At 75.0% G+C, this 21,424-nt stretch carries 22 protein-coding genes; 12 read left to right on the forward strand and 10 right to left on the reverse strand.

The window, feature by feature from the left end; all coding sequences use genetic code 11:
- Window positions 1-16 precede the first annotated feature (16 nt).
- Genes IE255_RS33695 through IE255_RS33720 form a run of 6 tightly spaced genes read right to left on the reverse strand, consistent with a single transcriptional unit; the run spans window position 17 to window position 5,503 of the window.
- Entirely contained in the window at window positions 17-1,243 is a 1,227-nt protein-coding gene (locus IE255_RS33695) for a cytochrome P450 family protein (protein WP_190054203.1), read from the reverse strand.
- Window positions 1,240-2,478 carry a cytochrome P450 family protein gene (locus IE255_RS33700; RefSeq protein WP_190054204.1) on the reverse strand — a complete coding sequence of 413 codons (1,239 nt, stop codon included), beginning with the start codon at window positions 2,476-2,478 and terminating at the stop codon, window positions 1,240-1,242. Before IE255_RS33700 ends, IE255_RS33695 begins: the two co-directional genes overlap by 4 nt.
- Window positions 2,475-3,101 carry a GTP-binding protein gene (locus tag IE255_RS33705; RefSeq protein WP_190054205.1) on the reverse strand — a complete coding sequence of 209 codons (627 nt, stop codon included), beginning with the start codon at window positions 3,099-3,101 and terminating at the stop codon, window positions 2,475-2,477. Before IE255_RS33705 ends, IE255_RS33700 begins: the two co-directional genes overlap by 4 nt.
- A complete protein-coding gene (locus tag IE255_RS33710; protein WP_190054206.1) occupies window positions 3,073-3,435 on the reverse strand; it encodes a DUF742 domain-containing protein in 363 nt (120 codons plus the stop codon). The genes IE255_RS33705 and IE255_RS33710 overlap by 29 nt, the downstream gene beginning before the upstream one ends.
- A complete protein-coding gene (locus IE255_RS33715; protein ID WP_190054207.1) occupies window positions 3,432-3,854 on the reverse strand; it encodes a roadblock/LC7 domain-containing protein in 423 nt (140 codons plus the stop codon). Before IE255_RS33715 ends, IE255_RS33710 begins: the two co-directional genes overlap by 4 nt.
- Window positions 3,851-5,503: an ATP-binding protein gene (locus IE255_RS33720; RefSeq protein ID WP_190054208.1), complete on the reverse strand. Its 1,653-nt coding sequence runs from the start codon at window positions 5,501-5,503 to the stop codon at window positions 3,851-3,853. The genes IE255_RS33715 and IE255_RS33720 overlap by 4 nt, the downstream gene beginning before the upstream one ends.
- 328 nt (window positions 5,504-5,831) lie before the next feature.
- Between IE255_RS33720 and IE255_RS33725 the strand changes: the two genes are divergently transcribed.
- Complete coding sequence (locus tag IE255_RS33725; protein WP_037939187.1) at window positions 5,832-6,068, forward strand: hypothetical protein; 237 nt, start codon at window positions 5,832-5,834, stop codon at window positions 6,066-6,068.
- Window positions 6,069-6,220: 152 nt separating this feature from the next.
- On the opposite strand, the gene IE255_RS33730 is transcribed toward IE255_RS33725, so the two are convergent.
- Window positions 6,221-6,871, reverse strand: a complete 651-nt coding sequence (locus IE255_RS33730; RefSeq protein WP_190054209.1) for a hypothetical protein — start codon at window positions 6,869-6,871, stop codon at window positions 6,221-6,223.
- Window positions 6,872-6,967: 96 nt separating this feature from the next.
- On the opposite strand from IE255_RS33730, the gene IE255_RS33735 reads away from it, so the two are divergent.
- Window positions 6,968-8,323, forward strand: coding sequence for a hypothetical protein (locus IE255_RS33735; RefSeq protein WP_229906702.1), 1,356 nt, complete (start codon window positions 6,968-6,970; stop codon window positions 8,321-8,323).
- Window positions 8,324-8,456: 133 nt separating this feature from the next.
- Window positions 8,457-10,115 (forward strand): catalase, encoded by a 1,659-nt coding sequence (locus tag IE255_RS33740; RefSeq protein WP_190054211.1) that lies wholly within the window; start codon window positions 8,457-8,459, stop codon window positions 10,113-10,115.
- Window positions 10,116-10,119: 4 nt separating this feature from the next.
- On the opposite strand, the gene IE255_RS33745 is transcribed toward IE255_RS33740, so the two are convergent.
- Complete coding sequence (locus IE255_RS33745) at window positions 10,120-10,974, reverse strand: fructosamine kinase family protein (protein WP_190054212.1); 855 nt, start codon at window positions 10,972-10,974, stop codon at window positions 10,120-10,122.
- A 128-nt stretch (window positions 10,975-11,102) separates the two neighbouring features.
- On the opposite strand from IE255_RS33745, the gene IE255_RS33750 reads away from it, so the two are divergent.
- A complete protein-coding gene (locus IE255_RS33750) occupies window positions 11,103-11,426 on the forward strand; it encodes a hypothetical protein (protein ID WP_190054213.1) in 324 nt (107 codons plus the stop codon).
- Window positions 11,427-11,442: 16 nt separating this feature from the next.
- Here the strand turns inward: IE255_RS33750 and IE255_RS33755 are convergent, their stop codons facing one another.
- Together IE255_RS33755 and IE255_RS33760 are read right to left on the reverse strand one after the other, a co-directional pair.
- Window positions 11,443-11,976 carry a hypothetical protein gene (locus IE255_RS33755; RefSeq protein WP_190054214.1) on the reverse strand — a complete coding sequence of 178 codons (534 nt, stop codon included), beginning with the start codon at window positions 11,974-11,976 and terminating at the stop codon, window positions 11,443-11,445.
- Window positions 11,973-12,602, reverse strand: coding sequence for a hypothetical protein (locus IE255_RS33760; RefSeq protein WP_190054215.1), 630 nt, complete (start codon window positions 12,600-12,602; stop codon window positions 11,973-11,975). Before IE255_RS33760 ends, IE255_RS33755 begins: the two co-directional genes overlap by 4 nt.
- A 220-nt stretch (window positions 12,603-12,822) precedes the next feature.
- Between IE255_RS33760 and IE255_RS33765 the strand changes: the two genes are divergently transcribed.
- The 8 genes from IE255_RS33765 to IE255_RS33800 all read left to right on the forward strand — a co-directional run bounded on the left by IE255_RS33765 (window position 12,823) and on the right by IE255_RS33800 (window position 21,358).
- Window positions 12,823-13,350 carry a hypothetical protein gene (locus IE255_RS33765; protein WP_190054216.1) on the forward strand — a complete coding sequence of 176 codons (528 nt, stop codon included), beginning with the start codon at window positions 12,823-12,825 and terminating at the stop codon, window positions 13,348-13,350.
- Between the two features lie 197 nt (window positions 13,351-13,547).
- Window positions 13,548-14,513 carry an NAD-dependent epimerase/dehydratase family protein gene (locus IE255_RS33770; RefSeq protein ID WP_190054217.1) on the forward strand — a complete coding sequence of 322 codons (966 nt, stop codon included), beginning with the start codon at window positions 13,548-13,550 and terminating at the stop codon, window positions 14,511-14,513.
- Between the two features lie 115 nt (window positions 14,514-14,628).
- The gene (locus IE255_RS33775) at window positions 14,629-16,377 is read left to right on the forward strand and encodes a carbamoyltransferase family protein (RefSeq protein WP_229906703.1); all 1,749 of its coding nucleotides are present in this window, start codon (window positions 14,629-14,631) and stop codon (window positions 16,375-16,377) included.
- Window positions 16,374-17,447, forward strand: a complete 1,074-nt coding sequence (locus IE255_RS33780) for a glycosyltransferase family 2 protein (protein ID WP_190054218.1) — start codon at window positions 16,374-16,376, stop codon at window positions 17,445-17,447. Before IE255_RS33775 ends, IE255_RS33780 begins: the two co-directional genes overlap by 4 nt.
- Complete coding sequence (locus tag IE255_RS33785) at window positions 17,444-18,052, forward strand: D-glycero-alpha-D-manno-heptose-1,7-bisphosphate 7-phosphatase (RefSeq protein ID WP_190054219.1); 609 nt, start codon at window positions 17,444-17,446, stop codon at window positions 18,050-18,052. The genes IE255_RS33780 and IE255_RS33785 overlap by 4 nt, the downstream gene beginning before the upstream one ends.
- Complete coding sequence (locus tag IE255_RS33790; RefSeq protein ID WP_190054220.1) at window positions 18,049-19,122, forward strand: glycosyltransferase family 9 protein; 1,074 nt, start codon at window positions 18,049-18,051, stop codon at window positions 19,120-19,122. Before IE255_RS33785 ends, IE255_RS33790 begins: the two co-directional genes overlap by 4 nt.
- On the forward strand, window positions 19,119-20,084 hold the full coding sequence (locus IE255_RS33795) for a glycosyltransferase (protein WP_190054221.1): 966 nt from the start codon (window positions 19,119-19,121) through the stop codon (window positions 20,082-20,084). Before IE255_RS33790 ends, IE255_RS33795 begins: the two co-directional genes overlap by 4 nt.
- Complete coding sequence (locus IE255_RS33800) at window positions 20,081-21,358, forward strand: glycosyltransferase (protein WP_190054222.1); 1,278 nt, start codon at window positions 20,081-20,083, stop codon at window positions 21,356-21,358. The genes IE255_RS33795 and IE255_RS33800 overlap by 4 nt, the downstream gene beginning before the upstream one ends.
- Window positions 21,359-21,424: the final 66 nt, after the last annotated feature.

The following is a 21,424-nucleotide window of genomic DNA, read 5'->3' on the forward strand; positions in this document are numbered from 1 at the left end:
TCGTACCGCCGGGGCCTCAGCCCCGCAGCCGTACCGGGATCTCCCTCCAGCCGAAGGCGATGAAGGACGGCACCTGCCGCAGCCCCTCGTCGCCGGTGGCCAGGCGCAGGCCGGGGAACCGGTCGAACAGCGCCGGCAGCGCGGTGAGGGCCTCCAGGCGGGCCAGCGGGGCGCCGATGCAGCGGTGGACGCCGATCCCGAACGACAGATGGTCGTCGGCGGCGCGCCTGGCGTCGAAGAGGCCGGCGTCCGGCCCGTAGTGCTCCGGATCCAGTCCCGCGGCGGCGTACGTCGTGATGATGGCGTCACCCGCCGGGATCTCGACGCCCCCGACGGTGAGGTCGGTGACCGCGAACCGCAGCGGCAGCGACGCGACCGACGGGTGCGCGCGCAGCGTCTCGTCGACGACGGCGTCCCAGCCGATCTCCCCGGACCGCACGGCTGCCAGCTGCTCGGGCCGGCGCAGCAGGGCGACGACCGCGTTGCCGATCAGGTTCACCGTGGTCTCGAACCCGGCCCCGATGACCAGCAGCAGCGTGTACAGCAGCTCCTCGTCGCTGAGCCGGTCGCCGTCCTCGTCGCGGACCCGGATCAGCTCGGTGGTCATGTCGTCACCGGGGTGCGCGGTCTTGTGCGCGATCAGCGCGGGCAGCACCGTGCCGATCTGCCGCTGCACGGACGCCGCGTGCTCCGGGCTCGGGTCGGAGGTGTCCATGATGGCCGCGACGAGCCGGACGGTGTCGTCCCGTAACGCCTCCGGCACGCCGAACAGTTCGCAGATGATCCGCATCGGCAGCGGATGGGCGAAGGCCTCCTTGAGGTCCACGACCTCGTCGCCGGCGGCGTCGAGCGCGTCCAGCAGCTCCGCCGTGATCGCCTCCACCCGGGGCCGCATCGCCTCGGTGCGCCGGTGCGTGAAGCTGGGCGCGACCAGCTTGCGCAGCCGCGTGTGGTCGGCGCCGTAGGTGGAGAGCATGTTGACCACGCCGACCCAGCCCAGGATCCAGCCCCACGAGGGATGCTCGCCGATCTCGGGCCACAGCCGCCAGTGCAGCCGGGGGTCCCTGCTGACCCGCGGGTCGAGGATGAGTTCCTTCAGCGTGTCGTAGCGCGTGGGCGCCCAGGCGGGGATGCCCCCGGGCAGCTCCACGGGCACGATCGGGCCGAGGGCGCGCAGCCGGGCGCTCTCGCCGGCTATGTCGGCGCCCAGCGGGTCCAGAGCTATGCGGTCGGTCACGGTCACGGTCGTCCTCCGGGCTGGTCGGGTGAGCGGGGGGTGAAACGGACGGGCAGCGCCGTCAGCGAGCGGTGGAACGGGCCGGGCCGCCAGGTGAGCCGCTCGCGGGGCAGCACCGGTTCGAGGTCGGGCAGCCACTGGGTGAGTCGTTCGATCGCCTCGGTGGCGATGAGCAGGGTGTGCTGCTTGACCGGGCAGGCGTGCGGGCCCGCCGACCAGGACAGGTGGGAGGCGTCACCCGGGCGGCGGTCCGCGCCGCGCTCCTGCTCGGCGGCCTGCGCGAGCGCCCCGTAGGAGATCACCACCGGTACCGCGGCCCGGATCCACACGCCGTGGAAGGTGACGGGCGTACGGGCGTAGTGGATGCCGTAGTTGGCGAGCGGCGTCTCGTGGTGCAGCACCTCCAGCACCGCGTCCGACACGGGGCGGGCGCCGCTGGTGAGCGTCGAGTAGTAGTCCGGGTTGCCGAGGATCCTGGACAGCGCGTTGGACACCAGGTTGGACGTCGGCTCGTGCCCCGCGCCGAGCGTGAGGAACACCTGCCAGGTGACCTCCTCGGGGGTCAGCCCGGCCGGATGGTCCAGCAGCCAGCTCGGCAGGTCGTCGCCGCGCCGCTCGGTCTTGGCGGCGATCAACTGCAGCACGTACCCGGCGTACTCGGCCTCGCCCTGCGCGGACTGCGCGCCGCCCTCGATCACTTTGCCGATCGCGGCGTCGAGCCGGTCGCTCGCGCTGTCCGGCAGCCCGAACAGGCTGTTGAACACCAGCGCCATCAGCGGCCTGGTGAACTCCCCGACCAGGTCGGCCTCACCGCGCGGCCCGATCCGGCTCACCAGCAGGTGCACCGCCCGGTGCACCCGGGCCCGCAGATCGTGCGGTTCCACCAGGTCGAAGGCGTCGATCAGCGTGGTGCGGTAGCGGATGTGGGCGGCACCGTCGGCGAACAGGGTGTTGGGCCGCCAGCGCATCATGCCGAGCACCGGCGAGTCGTCGGGGACGGTCGCCTCCCAGGGCCGGGGATCGCGCGAGAACGTCTCCGTGTCGTGCAGCAGGTCCAGCGCCGCCCGCCGGTCCGTGACGACGTACGCCGGCACACCGGGCGCGAGTTCCGCCCAGCCGACCGGGCCCTGGGCGCGCAGGGCGGCGTAGTAGGAGTGGGGGTCGCGGGCGAAGCCGTCCTCCCACAGGCGGACGGGCGCCGCGAGGGAGAAGGCCTGCTCGGCGGGGGACGGTTGGGTCACCGGGGCTCCGCGGGTCGGTGGTCGATCAGGTGCTGGACCAGCGCGAGCAGGGCGTCGATCGAGGAGTCCGCCTCCCGCGCGTCGCAGGTCACCATCGGGGTCGTGGGTTCCAGGTCCAGGGCCGCGCGCAACTGCTCGGGCGTGTGGTGGCGGGGCGCGTCCGGGAAGGTGTTGAAGGCGACCGCGTACGGCAGTCCCGACTCCTCCACCAGCCCGAGCACGTCGAACGAGGCGTCGATCCGGCGGGCGTCGACCAGGACGAGCGCGCCGAGCGCCCCGTAGGCGATGTCGTCCCACAGGGCCCGGAACCGCTCCTGGCCGGGGGTGCCGAACAGGTACAGCACGATCCCGCCCGGCAGGCTGATCCGGCCGAAGTCGATGGCGACCGTGGTGGTCGACTTCTCCCGCACTCCGGCGAGATCGTCCACCTGCGCGGACGCCTCGGTGAGCCGCTCCTCGGTGTGCAGCGGGCGGATCTCGGAGACGGAGCGGATCAGGGTGGTCTTGCCCACCCCGAAAGGCCCCGTGACCAGGATCTTCACCAGGTCCCGGGCGGTGTCGGGCAGGTGGATCTCCGCCCCGCCCTGCCGGGTGTCAGGGGTGCTTGAGGTCGCGGAGGCCATCGGCCACTCTCTTCAGCAGGTCGGGGTCGAAACGCCGGGCGGGCGGGATCGGCGCGCGGGCCAGCACCAGGTCGCGGTCGATGAGGTCGGCGGCCAGCACGAGCACCGCCGAGACCGGCAGCCGCAGCAGGGCCGCGGCCTCCACCACCGTCAGCGACCCGTGCTCGAGCTCCTCCAGCAGGGCCGCCTGGGCGGCGGGCAGCTCGGCCGGCGCCCGCTCACCGCTGCCGGTGAGGACCGACAGCCGCTCCAGATGGGTACGGCTGGGCCGCGCCACCCCGCCGGTCGACAGGTACGCGGGAACCAGGGGACGGCCGCCTCGGCGGCCGGTCATGCCGGAGCGTCGCCGTCGGCACCTCGGGGCCCGGCGGCCATCGCCTTCTCGCCCAGCCGCGCCACCTGCGAGTGCACCCGGTGGGCGAGCAGGTCCAGGCGCACCTCGGGATCGCCGTACGCGGCCACGCAGGTGCCGTGGTCCGTCGGCACGATGAGCACATAGCCGTGGTCCGACTCGATGACGACCTGCCGGATGTCGGCCCGGTCGGTGTCGGCGAACGCCGCCGCCGCGGTACGGCAGGCGCCCTGCACCGTGCTGGTGATCGCCGCGACCCGCTCGGCCGACGGCTGCGACAGCGCGTCGGTGTAGCCCGTCACGAGCCCGTCCCGGGTGAGCAGGACGGCGGCCACGACGTGCGGCACCTCCAGGACCGGTTCGAGCACCCAGGCCGTGTCCCCCGTTGCGCGGCTGCTCATCGAGCCGTTCCTCCTTCGTCGTCGTTCCGGTCGTGGCCGGTGTCGTCGGCTGCCGTGCCGGCCGTGTTCGCGGCCGGGGCACCATCAGATACGGCTGGAACGGCCCCGGTGTTCGGACCGGCGGCGGAACGGGCGGCCGCGGTGCCGGACTGGAGGGCGCCGAGGGCGGCGGCGGCCTCCTCGGGGCGGCGGCGCGGCGCCGCTTCGGGAGCGGGTGCGCCGGCCTGGCCCGCGGCCCGGCTGCGGCGGCGGCGCTGGGGGAGGCCGCCGCTGTCGCGCGGACCGTGGTGGTCGGAGGGCGGGGCGGCGGACTGGTCGTCCTGGTCCGTGCCGTAGCCGTGACCGTGGTCGGGGGTCGCGGCGGGATACGGCTCGTCCCACGGGGCCGTGGTGGGACGCGGCTCGTCCTGCGGGGTCGCGGCGGGACGCGCCTCGTCCTGCGGGGTTGCGGCGAGACGGGGCTCGTCCCACGGGACCGCGGTGGCCGGCCGGGACCCCTCGGCGGCCGGGGCGCCCGCCTTCGGTCCGGTACCGCCGGGCGCGGCGGAACCGTTCGCCGTGTCCCGCACCGCGGCCCTGCGGGTCGACCGCGGGGCGCTCGCCGCCGGAGGCAGTTCCTCGGGGTCGATCCGCGTCAGCAGGTGGCTGTCGACCCGCAGCACCGCCCGCACCCCGCCGTACGGGGACGGGGAGGACAGGTCCACGCCCAGGTCGAACTGCCGGGTCAGCTGGCCGACGGCGGCGAGTCCCATGCGCGGCGGGTCGCCGAGCTCGGTGAGCAGGATCGGCTCCGAACCGGCCACCATCCGCTGGGCCCGGGCCCGTTCGTCCTGCGTCATGCCCAGCCCGGCGTCGTCGACGGTGACGCAGACCCCGTGGTGGACGGCCTCCAGATTGACCACGACCTCGGTGTCGGGCGCGGAGTGCCGCAGCGCGTTGTCGAGCAGCTCGGCGACGATGATGGCGACCGGCTCGACGGCGTGGGAGACCAGGGCGGTGCCCGCCGGCAGATGGTTGTGGACCTTGACGCGCTGGTAGCCCGCGAGCCGGGCCTGACCGCCCGTCACCGCGTCCACGAGGTGGGACTCCTCCCGGGCGAGCCCGACCCAGGCCCCGCACACCACCGCGGCGATCTGCGCGCGGCGCAGCGACTGCTCGTTCTCGTGGTCCAGCTCGAACAGGGTCTGCGCCAGCTCGGGGTCGTCGTAGCGCTGCTGCAGTCCGCGCAGGGCGTCCTGCATGCGGTAGAGCGCCGCCTGGATCTCCCGGGTGGCCCCGCGCATCCCGGCCTGCGCCGCCGCGTCGATCCGGGTGCGCTGCGCGGCGAGTTCGGCGTGCAGCCCCTTCAGCACCTGCTCCAGCGCCGATCCCAGGGGCGAACCGGCCAGCTGCGGGTTCAGCGGGCCGGGTACCGCGACGTGCGGATGCGCGGCCTGCCGGGCCGCCGCGGGCACGCGCCGCGCCGCCAGATGCTCGACCTCGGCGGTGAACACCCGGGAGGTGCCGTCGAGTTGCGCCCGCAGCGCGGCCGTCTTCGCGCGCTGCGCGGCCAGGTGCCGCCGGGAGCGCAGCAGCCCGCCGCCGAGGGCGAACGCGGACAGTGTGCCGACGGCGAGGCCGCCGACGACCAGGTCCGGCAATGCGATCATCGCGGTTCCAGTGGGGAGTCGGGCAGGGCGGAGTCCGAGGTGCTCTGACGAGGCACCCGCAGCACAGTACACACCGTCATCGACCGGTCTCGCACGGTGGAACGCCACTTCGCTCCGAAAGTGACCGGCGTCTGTTCGTTTCTGTGGCAACTGTCGGAATTGCCGTACGGGGGAGGGGAGTTGGAGGTGCGTACGGGTCTGACCCGCCCGCCTCGACGGTCGTGACCGAGGTGTCACCGAACGTGACCGTGACGGGCTGTGTGTCCGTCCGGAGGACGGGTACCCGTCCGGCGCCTGAAGAGGTCCGCTCCGCAAGAAGGAGGTCCGAATGACCAGCGAGACGGAGACCGGCGGCGTGACCGGTACGCAGGACAAGGACTACAACCTGATCTGGTACGTCGAGGCGTGCCTGAGCAACGCCCTGCGCCTGGAGAGCTACATCCAGGACGCGGAGCGTGCCAAGGACACCGAGGTCGCGGACCTGTTCCGCAAGGCCCAGGCGGACAGCCGCAAGGGTGCCGAACTGGGCAAGGGGCTGCTGCGCGCACGCCTCGACGGCGGCTGAGCCCGGCCGGCCCGCAGGGCCCGGACACCGCCGGGAGGGCGACGTCCGGGCCTTTTGCCGCGAGGGCGGCCTTTCGTCGTGAGGGCGCGGTTCAGCCCGCGTACACCCTGCCTTCCTTTACGACGTAGTGCGCAGGAGAGTGATCCAGCGGGTCACAGCCGGAAGACGTCGCCGACCCGCTCGGTGAGCCGGTCCTCCGTCAGGGTGCCGTCCACCGTGACCGACGGCAGGCGCAGACGCGCGGTCTCCTCGCGGAGGTACATCGTGAACAGGTGGTCCCGCGCCGCGAGGTTGCGCCTCGCGCGCGCCGGATCGCCGGTCCGCTCCGTGAAATCGCCTCCCGGCCCGGTACGGCTCCGGATCGCGGCCTCGCGGAACTCCGGCGTGGGAAGCAGCCAGACCGCGTGCCCGGGAGTGGTGAGCAGCGGTTGCACCAGGCGCGGCAGCAGCCGGAAGCCCTCGACGAGGACACAGGTGTCCCGCGGCATGCGCAGCAGGTCCTCGACGATCAGGTGGAAGGCCTCGCCCCGGAACCAGTGGAACGTCTCGAGCATGGTCTCGGGAGAGCGGTTCACCCACCGCTCGTCCATGTCCATGGCCATGAACGCGTGCAGCGCAGGCGCTTCCCCGGCGGTGGTCCGGCGCGCGTGATCCGCCATCGCATCGTCGGTGGCGTACAGACGCCAGCCGTGCCGGGCGGCGAGCCGGCGGGCGACCGTGGACTTGCCCGCGCCGCTCCCGCCGCCGATCCAGTAGACGTGCCGCAGCCCCGCGGAAACCTCGTCGTGCCGGCCTGACCGCATGCTTCCCCTCTCCCGTGCTCGCGCTCCGATTGTCAGTGGCGGATGCCAGGATGCCGACAGCTCACCATTCCATCCCCGGGCGAGGAGGAGCCGATCGTGCGCAGGCCGGTCGAGGGAGAAGTCCATGTGCACTACGGCCAGATCTACGTCAAGAGCGATCCGGACGGCTTCGGGCCGGACCTCGCGGAGGCGTTCGCCGGGCAGAGCACGGGACTGTGCGGGGCGGCGGTCCCGGGCGCGCTGTGGCTGAACACCGGCCTGCACACCGGCAACGTCGGGTTCACGGTCGAGGTGCACGAGCAGGCACCGCCGCTGGACCCGGCCTGGGAGGACGTGGTGGAGGTGTCGTTCCGCCCCGCGTCGGCGGACAGCAGGCTCGTGCAGTGGGCGGGGGAGGCTTCCTGGCCGCTCGGCCTGGCGGAGACCGAGCACCGGGTGCGGTACTGCGCCCAGGGCATGGACGAGGCGCGCGACGAGGACACCCGGCTGCACGACGAACCGCAACGGGACCGCTATCTCCTCCAGTTCTGGCCCGCCCCGCCCGAGCCGGACCGCGTCCTGAAACAGACCTCGCGGAGCGCCGCCTACTGGCACGGCTACGCCCGCGAACTGCCGCCCCCTCCGACCCCGGCCGAACGGGCGGAAGCCGAACGCCGGGCCCGGCTCGCGCAGGAGGCAGCGGTGCGCGAACACCTGCTCGCCCACGAGCGCTGGACCTGGGGCGGACGACTGCCGAGCGAGGCCCTGCGCGCCGTCGGCGGCGGGGGCGTACGCGGACTGCTCCGCTTCGACCCCGCCCTCGTCCACGCCATAGACGCCGCAGGCCCCGCCACCCAGCGCAAAGTGGCCCTGCTCGCGGCCCGCCGGGCCTGCGAGGCGGCCGGTCTCACCGCCCTCGACTGGGTCGCCGACGCGCTCACGGCCCTGGCCGAAGGCCGCCCGCTGCCCCCGCCCTTCGACGACGAGACCCGCATGTGGCAGACCCTCGCCACCGACCCGCGCCTCCCCGACCGGACCGTCGGCCGGGCCGTCCCGCCCGAGCGGCCCCCCTTCCAGCCGCCCGGGTCCACGGGCGTCCGGATGCCGCCGTCGCGGATGGTCGTGGGCCCGGCGGCCGCCGTGGCGAAGCGCCCGGGCCCGCCGATGCCGATGCCCTCCGGCTCCTCGCCGTACGGCCTGGTCGTCACCGCCGGCCCGCCGACGCCACTGCCCTCTGGCTCCTCGGGGTACGGCCTCGTCGTCACCGCACGCCCGCCGGATCCCGCCCCGCGCCTCTCGCAGCCGCACATGGCCCTCCCCGCGGTGACCGGCGCCGCCGAGGACGACCCGCTCCGGGCCGCACTCGACGCGGTGGACGCGGCCGTGGCCGCGTACGGCGAGGACCACCCCACCCTCCTCGCGGAGATCCGGTCCGTGTGCGAGGAGCGGCCTTCCCGGCCGCCGGGCTCCTGACGGGAGAGGCCCGTGGGACGTGACTGACCCCGCCCCTGCGGGTACCCGGGCCGTCCCGCCACGACCGGCCGGGCGGCCGCTCGCGGCGCCGACCCGGTCGGCCGCCGGCCCCGAGCCGAAGGAGCCCACGCATATGACGGACGTATCCGGCACCGGTCCCGCTCCGGGCGACGACCGCAAGGTCCTCACCAACCGCCAGGGCCATCCGGTCTACGACAACCAGAACCAGCGCACCGTCGGCGCCCGCGGCCCGGCCACGCTGGAGAACTACCAGTTCCTCGAGAAAATCAGCCACTTCGACCGGGAACGCATCCCCGAGCGCGTCGTGCACGCCCGCGGCGTCACCGCCTACGGCCACTTCGAGGCCTACGGCACCTGGGGTGACGAGCCGATCAGCCGCTACACCCGGGCCAAGCTGTTCCAGGAGCGCGGCAAACGCACCGACGTGGCCGTCCGCTTCTCCACCGTCATCGGCGGCCGCGACTCCTCCGAGGCCGCCCGCGACCCGCGTGGTTTCGCCGTGAAGTTCTACACCGAGGACGGCAACTGGGACCTCGTCGGCAACAACCTCGGCGTCTTCTTCATCCGCGACGCCATCAAGTTCCCGGACGTCATCCACGCCCTCAAACCGGACCCGGTGACCTTCGAGCAGCAGCCGAACCGCATCTTCGACTTCATGTCGCAGACGCCCGAGGCCATGCACATGCTGGTCAACCTGTTCAGCCCGCGCGGCATCCCCGCCGACTACCGCCATATGCAGGGCTTCGGCGTCAACACCTACAAGTGGGTCAACGCCGAGGGCGAGACGAAGCTGGTCAAGTACCACTGGATGCCCAAGCAGGGCGTGCGCAGCATGACCGAGGAGGACGCGGCCAACGTCCAGGCCGACAGCCTCGGCCACGCCACCAAGGACCTGTACGAGGCGGTCGCCCGCGGTGACCACCCGGAGTGGGAGCTGCTCGTCCAGATGATGGACGACCACGACCACCCGGAACTCGACTTCGACCCGCTGGACGACACCAAGACCTGGCCCGAGCAGGACTTCCCCCCGAAGCCGGTGGGCCGGATGGTGCTCGACCGGATGCCGGAGAACTTCTTCGCCGAGAACGAGCAGATCTCCTTCGGCACCGGCGTCCTCGTCGACGGACTGGACTTCTCCGACGACAAGATGCTCGTCGGCCGGACCTTCTCCTACAGCGACACCCAGCGCTACCGGGTCGGCCCCAACTACCTCCAGCTGCCCGTCAACCAGGCCAAGAACGCGGACGTCCGCACCAACCAGCGCGACGGCCAGATGGCCTACCACGTGGACGGCGGGGGAGAGAACCCGCAGGTCAACTACGAGCCGTCGATCACCGGCGGCCTGCGCGAGGCCGCGTACCCGACCCACGACGAGCAGGGCCCCGAGATCACCGGCCGGCTCACCCGCAAGCGCATCCCGCGCACCAACGACTACCTCCAGGCCGGGCAGCGCTACCTGCTGCTGGAGGACTGGGAGCGCGACGACCTGGTGAAGAACTTCATCGGTCAACTGTCCCGGTGCGACCGGGCGATCCAGGAGCGCATGGTCTGGCACTTCCTGCTGGTCGAGAACGACCTGGGCCTGCGCGTCGGCGAGGGACTCGGCATCGGCCCGGAGGACGTGGCCGGTCTGGAGCCGCTGGCGAGCCAGGACCTCACGGACGAGGACCGGGAACGCCTGTCCAAGCTGGGCAAGAACCCGCCGCGTGACGTCGAGGGGCTCACCATGACCCACTGCGTCCCCGACGAGCGGCACGTCGTCACGCGCTGACCGGTCACCCCGCCAGGGCCGAACGGGCCGCCGCGAGGGCCTGTTCCGCGTAACTCCGGCCGAACAGCACGGCGTGCACCAGCAGCGGGAAGAGCTGGTGCACGCCGACGCGGTCCTGCCAGCCGTCGGCGAGCGGCGTCCGCTCCTGGTAGCCGTCCAGCACCTGATCCAGGTGCGGACAGCCGAACAGGCGCAGCATCGCCAGGTCGGTCTCGCGGTGCCCGCCGTGCGCGGCCGGGTCGATCAGCCAGACGTGCCCGTCGGCCGCCCACAGCACATTGCCGTTCCACAGGTCGCCGTGCAGCCGCGCGGGCGGCTCGGCGGGCCCCGCGAGTGCGGGCAGCCGCTCGCACAGCCGCTCGACGACGGTCGCCTCGCCGGGGCGGACGGTGCCCTGGTCGACGGCGCGCCGCAGATACGGCAGCACGCGCTGCTCGGCGTACCAGCCCGGCCAGTCGGTGCCGGGCTCGTTGCGCATCGGCGCGAGTCCGATGTACGCGTCCGCCGGCCCGTCCGGCGGCGGCGCGCCGAACGCGGGCGCCCCCGTGGCGTGCAGGGCGGCCAGGTCCCGCCCGAAGCGGACCGCCGCCTCCCGGCCCGGCCGCCCCTGCGGAACCCGGTCGATGACCAGCCAGCCCTCCTCGTGCCCGTGCACGGCCGGCAGCCGCACGGCCCCGGCACCGGCCAGCCACCGCAGCCCGGCCGCCTCGGCCCGCGCGGCCCCGGGCCCGTCGGACGGCTTGACGACCACCACCCGCCCGTCGTCGAGGGTGACCTCGGCGAGGTCACCGGACAGGGGCCGTTGCGCCCTGACGGCCCGCCCGGTGAGCCGAGCCGCGACATCCGTGGGGGCGGTCATCCGTACTCCTCCCGAACTCCGAGCGTGATCGGCACCCAGAGTACGGCCGCGCCCGGCCGGTCACGCGGGACGGTGAAATCCCGCCGCCCGCCGACAGAACCGGCCCTCGCCGGGGGACCAGTCGGGGCATGACGAGTTCACCGTTCCAGCGCACCATCGCCCTGCCCGCCCCCGTGTGCGAACAGGCCGCACAGCACCTGGAGCAGGCCGCGCGCCGGGCCATCGACGGCGCCGCGATCCCGCTCAAGGCGTTCCGCGCGGCCGCCGACAGCGACTTCATCCTCCCCCTCTCGGTGGTCGAGCAGGCGGCGGCCTGCCTGCTGGTGCTCGCCACCGAGACCGCCCAGACCGTCCGCCCCTCCGCCCTGCGCGCCACCATCAGCGTCGCGCTGCGGCTGCGGGACGCCGTGCAACTGGCCCACCAGCCCGCCCTCAGCAGCAGGTTCTGGTGAGTCCGGGCCCGCCCTCTCAGGCCTCGCGGAAGGTGACGCCGATCTGCTTGCGGCGCAGTTCCTCCAGCGTGGCCTGCTGCCGCCCGGCCCGTGCGATGAGCTCGTCGAGCTGCCCCGGGTCGAGGCGTTCGTCCGTGGCGGACAGGTTCCGGAGCGTCTGCCAGAGCGCCGCCTTGCCCTCCACCCCCAGCCGCAGCGCCTCCAGCTCCCACAGCGTGCTCAGCGGGGACCGCCGTACCAGGCTGCCGTTGCTCTTCAGCCGCCCCACCTGCTCGGCCGCCCGGCCCGCGTAGACCTTGTAGCGCCGCACCGGGACGTCGAGCCGCCGCATGACACCGAGCAGGCTCTCGCGGTCCTCGGCGATCCCGGCGGTGACCGGGGCCAGCGCGTCGGCGAGCGCCGAACCGCGGCACGAGCGCAGCAGATAGCGAGCGCGCGCGGTTCCGGCGGTGGCGCCGGCGAGATGGTCGTTGAGGTAGATGCCCAGCAGGGACATGTCCGTGGCCGGGGCACGCTGGGCGCCCGGCGCATCCGCTCGCTGTTCCGTCATGACGCTGCTCCTGTCGTACTCCGGCCCTGCTCCACGGCCACCCTCGTGGTGACGCGCACGACACAGGGACTGCGGGGTGCCGAGCCGGACCCGAACCGCACGGGAGGCTCGACCGGGGCGAGGGCGCCGAGACTCCCGCCCTCGTAGCCGGCGGCGGCCGAGGTGACCGGGTGCAGGTCCCGGGCGCCGTACCACTGGTGCCGGCCGGGCCGGGCGCTGCCGTGGGTGCCCGCACCCAGCAGCAGCCGGGCGGGCCGGTCCCACAGCGCGATCCAGCCCGGCCGGGTCGCGAGCCGGCCCGGCACCGTTCGCAGCGCGAGGCCCGCCAGGTTCCTCCGGCCGGTGCTGAAGCGCAGGTCGAGCGGCGGTGCGGAGACGGTCCAGTGCCGGCCGGTGACCCGCACCCGGACGGGTACCACCCGGACCTCGTCGAAGACGTACGTGCCGGCGACGAAGTCCGCCGTCTCCCGCGAGGGCGCCAGCAGCAGCCGCCGCCCGTCGGCCCCCTCGACCATCACGTCGCTGAACGGCCCGAACGGCGAACTCGCCCAGTGCCCGAGCACCACGCGGGCACCGGAGGCCGTGCCGATCCCCGCGATCCAGCCGTCGAAACGCAGGGAACGCACCGGCGACCGGGACCGGCCGGCGGGTTCGGGTCCGTGGAAGCGCACGCGGGCCGGGTGCCCGGCCCCTCTGCCGCGAAACGGGACCGGTGTCCCGCCACTCGGCCCGGCCGATGTGGCCGAGGCCACGTCACGGACGAGGCCCCGATCACGTCCGGGCCCGGGAAACGGCGGCTACCGTCTACGACCAGATCCCCGTTCCCCTCCTTCGGACGGCCCGGCAGTGCAAGCAGATCTCTCCCCGGTCATCGCGGCGACCGCCCAGTGGCTGACCCGCGCCTTCCCCGCGTCCGGCGGGGCGCTGGCCTCCGCCCTGTGCGAGGTGCAGGCCCGGCAGGCCGTGACGGTCGCGGCGTGGCTCAGGTACCCGACGGCGATGGACGCCGCCCTGGTCGGCATGGCGGGCCCCGGCGGCTCCGCGCGGCTCGACTGGGTCACCGGCGCCGACGCGGCCCTGGGCGACGACCTGGCCGCGCACCCCTGGCGCACCTGGGTCGACGAGGTCGTGGCGAGCTGGGCGGCCAGTCTGCTCACCGAACCCGAGCTGGCCGCCCTGGCCGTGGCCGCGCTCACCGAGGGCGGCCACAGCACCGGCACCCCGGCCGAGTTCCGCCGGCTCGTCGCACCCGACGACAGCGACCGCAGCGCCGCCGCCCTGCTGCGCCACCCCGACCTGCTCGCGCCCGTGTCCGCACTGCACCACGCGCAGCTCCTCGACCGCCTGAACCCGGGCCGCACGCTGATCGCCTGACGCGGACCGCCTCCTCCCACCTGCGCGGACGGCCCGCTGCCCGCACTCCTCACCCTCCGTGACTCACCGGTTTGCCGTAAGCGACCGTGCCCCGCCTCCGCTGTCGGCGGACGCTGATCGTGGGCTCGACGGCCTCCGGCCACCCTCCGACGGCCGTCGCGCCGGGCAGTGACGCCGCTGACGGAGGAGAGACCGCCATGACCATCGCCCTCTCACGGAGCTGGGAACACGCCGTCGTCACCGGCGGCGCCGGGTTCGTCGGCTCCCATCTGTGCGCCGCCCTGCTGGACGCGGGCGCGGCCGTCACCTGCGTGGACGACTTCAGCACCGGCCGGCCCGAGAACATCTCGCCGCTGCTCGAACAGCCCGGCTTCACCCTGGTGCAGGCCAACGTCTCCGAGGGACTGCGGATCAAGCGGCCGCCGGACCTCGTCCTGCACTTCGCCTCCCCGGCGTCCCCGGCCGACTACCTGCGGCTGCCCCTGCACACCATGGAGACCGGCAGCCTCGGCACCCGCAACGCCCTGGAACTCGCGCACTCCGCCCGGGCCCGCTTCGTCCTGGCCTCGACCTCCGAGGTCTACGGCGACCCGCAGCAGAACCCCCAGGACGAGCGCTACTGGGGCAACGTCAACCCCGTCGGACCGCGCAGCGTCTACGACGAGGCCAAGCGCTTCGGCGAGGCGCTGACCACCGCGCACGCCGAGACCCACGGCACCGACACCTGCATCGTGCGGCTGTTCAACACCTACGGCCCCCGGATGCGCGGCCACGACGGACGCGCGGTGCCGACCTTCGTCCGGCAGGCCCTGGCCGGCGAGCCCCTCACCGTGACCGGCGACGGCCGCCAGACCCGGTCGCTGTGCTACGTCGACGACACCGTCCGCGGCATCCTCGCGGCGGCCGCCCACGGCATGCGCGGCCCCGTCAACATCGGCAACCCCACCGAGGTCACCATGCTCGACCTGGCGCGGCTGGTCGTCGAACTCGCCGGGTCCCCCTCGGAGATCCGCTTCATCGAACGCCCGGTGGACGACCCGGCCGTGCGCTGCCCCGACATCACGCTGGCCCGCGACAAGCTCGGCTGGGAGCCGCAGGTGCGCGTCGAGGAGGGGCTGCGGCGCACGATCGCCTGGTTCCGCGAGGACGGAACCGACGACTGACCCCGCCCGGGTTCGCCCGCGGCGCCGCGTCCGTCTCTCTTCCCACCGCCCGAATCACCGCCCGTCACCGCCCAAGAGCACCGCCGAAGCATTCGCCGAAAGGCCGGCCACCCCCATGCGCATCCTCGGAATCAACGCCCTCTTCCACGACCCCGCCGCCGCCCTGGTGATCGACGGGCGGACCGTCGCCGCCGCCGAGGAGGAGCGGTTCTCCCGGCGCAAGCACGGCAAGCGGCCCGTGCCGTTCTCCGCCTGGGAACTGCCCGAGAAGGCCGCCGCCTGGTGCCTGAAGCGGGCCGGGCTGCGCCCCCAGGACCTCGACGCGGTCACCTACTCCTTCGACCCGGCGCTCGCCCGGCCCGCCGAGGAGATGGGACTGGACGACCCGTGGGACCACCTGCGGCTGACCTACGCCCGCGAGGCGCCCGGCTTCCTGCGGACGGCCCTGCCCGGGCTCGACCCCGGCATCGTCCGCTTCGTACCGCACCACATGGCCCACGCCGCCTCCAGCGCCTTCGCCGCGCCGGACGCCGGGAACTCCTCCGTCCTGGTCCTGGACGGCCGCGGCGAACGCGCCTCCCACCTCGCCGCTCGCCGCGTCGGGGACCGGCTGGAGGCGCTGCACGCCCAGGAACTCCCGCACTCGCTCGGCCTGGTCTACGAGGAACTCACCGGACACCTCGGGTTCCTGCGCTCCTCCGACGAGTTCAAGGTGATGGCCCTCGCCTCCCACGGCAGACCGCGCATGCTCGCCGAACTGCGCCGCCACGTGTACCCCACCGGCGACGGCGGCTTCCACGCCACCGGCGTGCCCTGGCACGAGCTGTGCGCGCCGCGCGGGCCCGACGAACCCTGGACGCAGGACCACGCCGACGTGGCCGCCAGCGCCCAGGCCGTGCTGGAGGAGACCCTGCTCGACCTGGTGCGCTGGCTGCACGGGCGGACCCACGACCAGGTGCTCACCCTCGCCGGGGGCGTCGCCCTCAACTGCGTCGCCAACTCCCGTATCGCCCGCGAGGGCCCCTTCTCCCGGGTGTGGGTGCAGCCCGCCGCCGGTGACGCCGGTACCGCCCTGGGCGGCGCCCTGCTGCTGTCCGCCGGCGAGGGCGACGAACCCGAGCCCATGACCGGCGCCGACCTCGGCCGGGACTGGTCCGACGCGGAGCTGGGCGCCTGGCTGAAGACCGCGGCCGTGCCCTTCGAGCGGCCCCCGGACATCGCCGCCACCGTCGCCCGCGCCCTGGCGGACAACGGGATCGTCGCCTGGTTCCAGGGCCGCTCCGAGTACGGCCCTCGGGCGCTGGGCCACCGCTCCCTTCTGGCCCACCCCGGGCACGCCGGCAACCTGGAACGGCTCAACGACGTCAAGGGCCGCGAGCAGTTCCGGCCCGTCGCCCCGATGGTCCTCGCCGACCGCGCCGCCGACATCTTCGACGGCCCGCTGCCCAGCCCCTACATGCTGTTCGTGCACGACGTGGCCCCGGAGTGGCGGGACCGCATCCCGGCCGTCGTGCACGTCGACGGCACCGCCCGCATCCAGACCGTCGACCCGGCCCGCGAACCCCTGGTCGCCCGGATGCTCGGCGAGTTCGAGCGGCTCACCGGGCTGCCCGTGGTCGTCAACACCAGCCTCAACACCGCCGGCCGGCCCATGGTCGACGATCCCCGCGACGCCCTGGAGTGCTTCGGCTCCTCGCCCGTCGACCTGCTGGCCATCGGCCCGTACGCGATCCGGCGCGGCGACCTCTTCCGCACCGACTTCCTTTCCGACTCCCGTTCCGACTTCCTTTCCGACTCCCGTACCGACTTCCGCACCGACTTCCGCACCGACTTCCGCGGCGACGACGCCGGAGGCCCGCGATGACCGATCCCGACGCCCTCGCCCGGGACGCCGAGTACGCCGTCGTGATCCCCACCCTCGGCCGGCCCAGCCTGCGCACCTGTCTGCACGCCCTCGCCGAGGCGACCGGGCCGGGGCCGGTCCGGGTGGTCCTCGTCGACGACCGGCCCGAACGGGACCGCACCTTCCTCACCGCCGACGTCCCGCCGTCCCTGCGCTCACGCACCGTCGTCGTCCCCGGCGGGGCGCGCGGACCCGCCGCCGCGCGCAACCTCGGCTGGCGGGCGGCCGGCGACGTGCCCTGGATCGTCTTCCTCGACGACGACGTCGTACCCGGGCCCACCTGGGGCGACGACCTCACCCTCGACCTGGCCGCGGCCACGGACCGGACCGCCGCCATCACCGCCCGGATCGAGGTCCCCCTGCCGCCCGACCGCCGCCCGACCGACTGGGAACGCAACACGGCCGGGCTCGCCACGGCCCGCTGGATCACCGCCGACATGGCCTGCCGCCGGGCGGCGCTCGCGGCCGTCGGCGGCTTCGACGAACGCTTCCGGCGCGCCTTCCGGGAGGACGCCGACCTCGCCCTGCGCCTGCTCGACGCCGGCTGGACCCTCACCGGGGGCCGGCGCACCACCACCCACCCCGTACGGCCGGCCGGACGCTGGATCTCCGTCCGGCTCCAGGCCGGCAACGCCGACGACGTGCTGATGACCCGGCTGCACGGCCGCCACTGGTGGCGCCGGGCGGAGGCGCCCCGCGGGCGCCTGCCCGCGCACCTGGCGGTCACCGGAGCCGGGGTGACGGCGCTCGGCTGCGCCCTGCTCGGCCTGCGCCGCCCGGCCGCGGCCTGCGCCGCCGCCTGGCTGGCCGGCACCGCCGAGTTCGCCCTCGCCCGGATCCTGCCCGGGCCGCGCACCCGGGACGAGGTGCTCGCCATGGCCGTGACCAGCGCGCTCGTCCCGCCCGCCGCGACCTGGCACTGGCTGCGCGGGCAACTGGCGCACCGCACGGCCCGGCCGCACACCCCGTCCGGGACGGGGGAGCCGACCCCCACGCCCCGCCCGCCGGTCCGGGAACGGCTCCGGTCATGACCCGCCCCTGGCTGCTCCCCGCGGCGCACGAGCCGACCGGCGTGCGGCCGCCCCAGCCCGTCCGCTCGCTCCCCGCGGCCGTCCTCTTCGACCGCGACGGCACGCTCATCGCCGACGTCCCTTACAACGGGGACCCCTCGCGCGTCGCGCTCATGCCGGGCGCGCGGGAGGCCGTCGACGCCGTGCGCGCCGCCGGGGTGCCCGTCGGTGTCGTGACCAACCAGTCGGGCGTGGCCCGGGGCGTGCTGACCCGCCGCCAGGTCGAGGACGTACGCCTGCGGGTGGAGGAACTGCTCGGGCCGTTCGCGGTCTGGGCCGTGTGCCCGCACGGGCCCAGGGACGGCTGCGGCTGCCGCAAACCGGCCCCCGGCCTGGTCCTGGCCGCGTGCCGCAGGCTCGCCGTCCCGCCCGAACGCACCGTCGTCATCGGGGACATCGGGGCGGACGTGGAGGCCGCGTGGGCCGCGGGGGCCCGTGGTGTCCTGGTTCCCACGGCGGTCACCCGGCCCGAGGAGGTCACGGAGGCCGGCGCCACGGCATCGGACCTGCCGGAGGCGGTACGCCTCGCCCTCGACTCGGCCGTGCCGGCGGGGGAGGCGCGATGACGTCCCTCCCGTCCCGCAGCCGTCCGCCCCGCACCCTCGTGGTCCGCCTCGACAGCGCCGGGGACGTCCTCCTGGCCGGTCCCGCCGTACGCGCCGTGGCGGCCGGATCGTCGTACACCGCGCTGCTGTGCGGGCCACAGGGCGAGGCGGCCGGGCGGATGCTGCCCGGCGTGGACGAGGTGCTGACCCACGACGCCCCGTGGGTCGGGCCGGAACCCCCGCCGGTGACGCGGGCGGCCACCCGGCGGCTGATGGAGACGCTCACGGCAGGCCGCTTCGACCGCGCGCTCGTCCTCGTGTCGTACCACCAGAGCCCGCTGCCCGCCGCCCTGCTGCTGAAGCTCGCCGGGATCGGCTGGACCGCCGCCGACTGCGAGGACTACCCGGGCGCGCTCCTCGACCTGCGGCACCGCAGACTGCCGCACCGGCACGAGGCCCTCGCCGCCCTCGACCTGGCGCGGGCGGCGGGCTTCGCGCTGCCGCCCGGCGACGACGGCCGGCTCCGCGTCACCGCGCCGCCCCGCACCACCCGCCTCACCGGGCCCGAGCCGTACGTCGTCGTCCACCCCGGCGCCGCCGTGCCCGCGCGGGCCTGGAGCCCCGGGCGGGCGGCCCGGGCCGTAGCCGCGCTGTCCGCCGAGGGGTACCGGGTCGTCGTCACCGGCGGCCGCGCCGAGCGGGAGCTGACCGCGCGGGTCGCCGGACGGCACGCGCTGGACCTCGGCGGCGCCACCGACCTGCCCCAACTGGCCGGAGTCCTGGCCGGAGCGCGGGTCGTGGTGGCCGGGAACACCGGCCCGGCCCATCTCGCCGCCGCCGTCGGCACGCCCGTCGTCAGCCTCTTCGCCCCGGTCGTGCCCGCCGAGCGCTGGGCCCCCTACGGCGTCCCGCACATCCTGCTCGGCGACCCGCACGCCGCGTGCGCGGACACCCGGGCCCGGCACTGCCCCGTACCCGGACACCCCTGCCTCGACGCCATCGCCGACGCCGAGGTGCTCGCGGCCGTGGCGGCCCTCACGGACGACCCGGCGGACCAGGGCGAACACACGGAGCGAGGAGCGACCGTATGAACATCCTGCTGTGGCACGTGCACGGCTCCTGGACGACCGCGTTCGTCCAGGGACCGCACACCTACCTCGTCCCCGTCACCCCCGGCCGCGACCCGGACGGCCTCGGCCGGGCCCGCACCTTCCCCTGGCCCGCCTCGGTCCGCGAGGCCACCCCCGAGGAACTCCGCGACACGCCCGTCGACCTGGTGCTGCTGCAACGCCCGCACGAGATCGAGCTGGCCGAACGGTGGCTCGGCGGGCGCCGCCCCGGCCGGGACGTGCCCGCGCTGTACCTGGAGCACAACGCGCCCGACGGCGACGTACCGGACACCCGCCACCCGTGCGCCGACCGCACCGACCTGACGATCGTGCACGTCACCCACTTCAACCGGCTGTTCTGGGACTGCGGCAGCACCCGCACCGAGGTCGTCGAGCACGGCGTCGTCGACCCCGGCCACCGCTACACCGGGCGGCTCGCCCGCGCCGCCGTCGTCGTCAACGAACCCGTGCGGCGCGCCCGGTACACCGGCACGGACCTGCTGCCCGCCCTGGCCGAGGCGGTGCCGCTCGACGTGTTCGGCATGGGCACCGAGGGCCTGGCCGGGCACCTCGGCCTGCTGCCCGACCGGTGCCGCACCGCCGACCTGGCCCAGGGCGACCTGCACACGGCCCTGGCCGAACGCCGCATGTACCTGCACCCGGTGCGCTGGACCTCCCTCGGCCTGTCCCTGCTGGAGGCGATGCACCTCGGCCTGCCCGTGCTGGCGCTCGCCACCACCGAGGCCGTCGAGGCCGTCCCGCCCGGCGCGGGCACCCTCTCCACCCGACCCGACGTCCTGGCCCGCGCCGCCCGCCGCTACCTCCACGAACCCGAGGCCGCGGCCGCGGACGGGGCCCGGGCCCGGCAGGCGGCCCTCCAGCGCTACGGGCTCAAGCGCTTCCTGGCCGACTGGGAGCGCCTGTTCACGGAGGTGTGCTCATGACCCCGTCCCTCAGCCCCTTCCCCACCGGACCGCTCGGCGGCGACCCCCTCGACCCGGGCGTCCTGGCGATCGCGCTCGTCTCGGAGCACGCCAGCCCGCTCGCCGCGCTCGGCGGGGTCGACGCCGGCGGGCAGAACGTGCACGTCGCCAGCCTCGCCGGCGCACTCGCCGACCGGGGCCACCGCGTCACCGTCTACACCCGCCGCGACGCGTCCGACCTGCCCTGCCGGGTGGAGCTGCGCGACGGCGTCGAGGTGCACCACGTGCCCGCCGGGCCGGCCGAGCCGCTCCCCAAGGACGCGCTCCTGCCGTACATGGCCGAGTTCGGCCGCTACCTGGCCCGCAGCTGGCGCACCCGCGCCCCCGACCTCGTGCACTCGCACTACTGGATGTCGGGCCTGGCCGCCCTGCGCGCGACCCGCGCGCGGGACCTGCCCCTGCTGCACACGTACCACGCCCTCGGCACGGTGAAGAAGCGGCACCAGCGGCTCGCCGACACAAGCCCGCCGGAGCGGATCCCCGGCGAGATCGAGATCGGGCTGGGCTGCGACCGGGTCATCGCCACCTGCCGCGACGAGGCCGTCGAACTGGCCCGCATGGGCATACCCCCGCACAAGGTCGGCATCGTGCCGTGCGGCGTCGACACCGACCGGTTCACCCCCAAGGGCCCGGCCGCGCCCCGCGGACCGCACCCGCACCGGCTGCTCCAGCTGGGCCGCCTCGTGCCGCGCAAGGGCGCTGCCGTCACCGTCGCCGCGCTGGCCCGGCTGCCCGGCACCGAGCTGGTCGTGGTCGGCGGGCCGCCCGCCGACCGGCTCGACGACGACCCGGAGGTGCGCCGGCTGCGCGGCATCGCCCGGGACGCCGGCGTCGCCGACCGGGTCCGCTTCACCGGCGCCGTGGCCAGCGAGGACGTGCCCGCGCTGCTGCGCTCCGCCGACGTGGTGGTGTGCCCCGCCGACTACGAGCCCTTCGGCATCGTCCCGCTGGAGGCCATGGCCTGCGGCGTGCCCGTCGTGGCCAGCGCGGTCGGCGGGCAGCTCGACACCGTCGCCGACCCGGGCACCGGACGGCTGGTGCCGCCCCGCGACCCCCAGGCCCTGGCCCGTGCCGTCGCCGGACTGCTCGCCGACCCGGCGGCCCGCGCGGCCTGCGGGGCGGCCGGCCGCCGCAGGGTCCTGAGCCGGTACGGCTGGGGCCGGGTCGCCGCGGCCACCGAGGCGGCCTACTGCGAGGTCCTCGACGCCGAGCCCGCCGCGACCGGCGCCGGCTGAACCGGCCCGCGCCCCGCCCAGAGCCCGAAGGAGGTGTGGGCCCGCCGCCACCCCCGCGGCGGCACG

The sequence above is a fragment of the Streptomyces lomondensis genome (genome assembly GCF_014651035.1).
Classification (GTDB): Bacteria; Actinomycetota; Actinomycetes; order Streptomycetales; family Streptomycetaceae; genus Streptomyces; species Streptomyces lomondensis.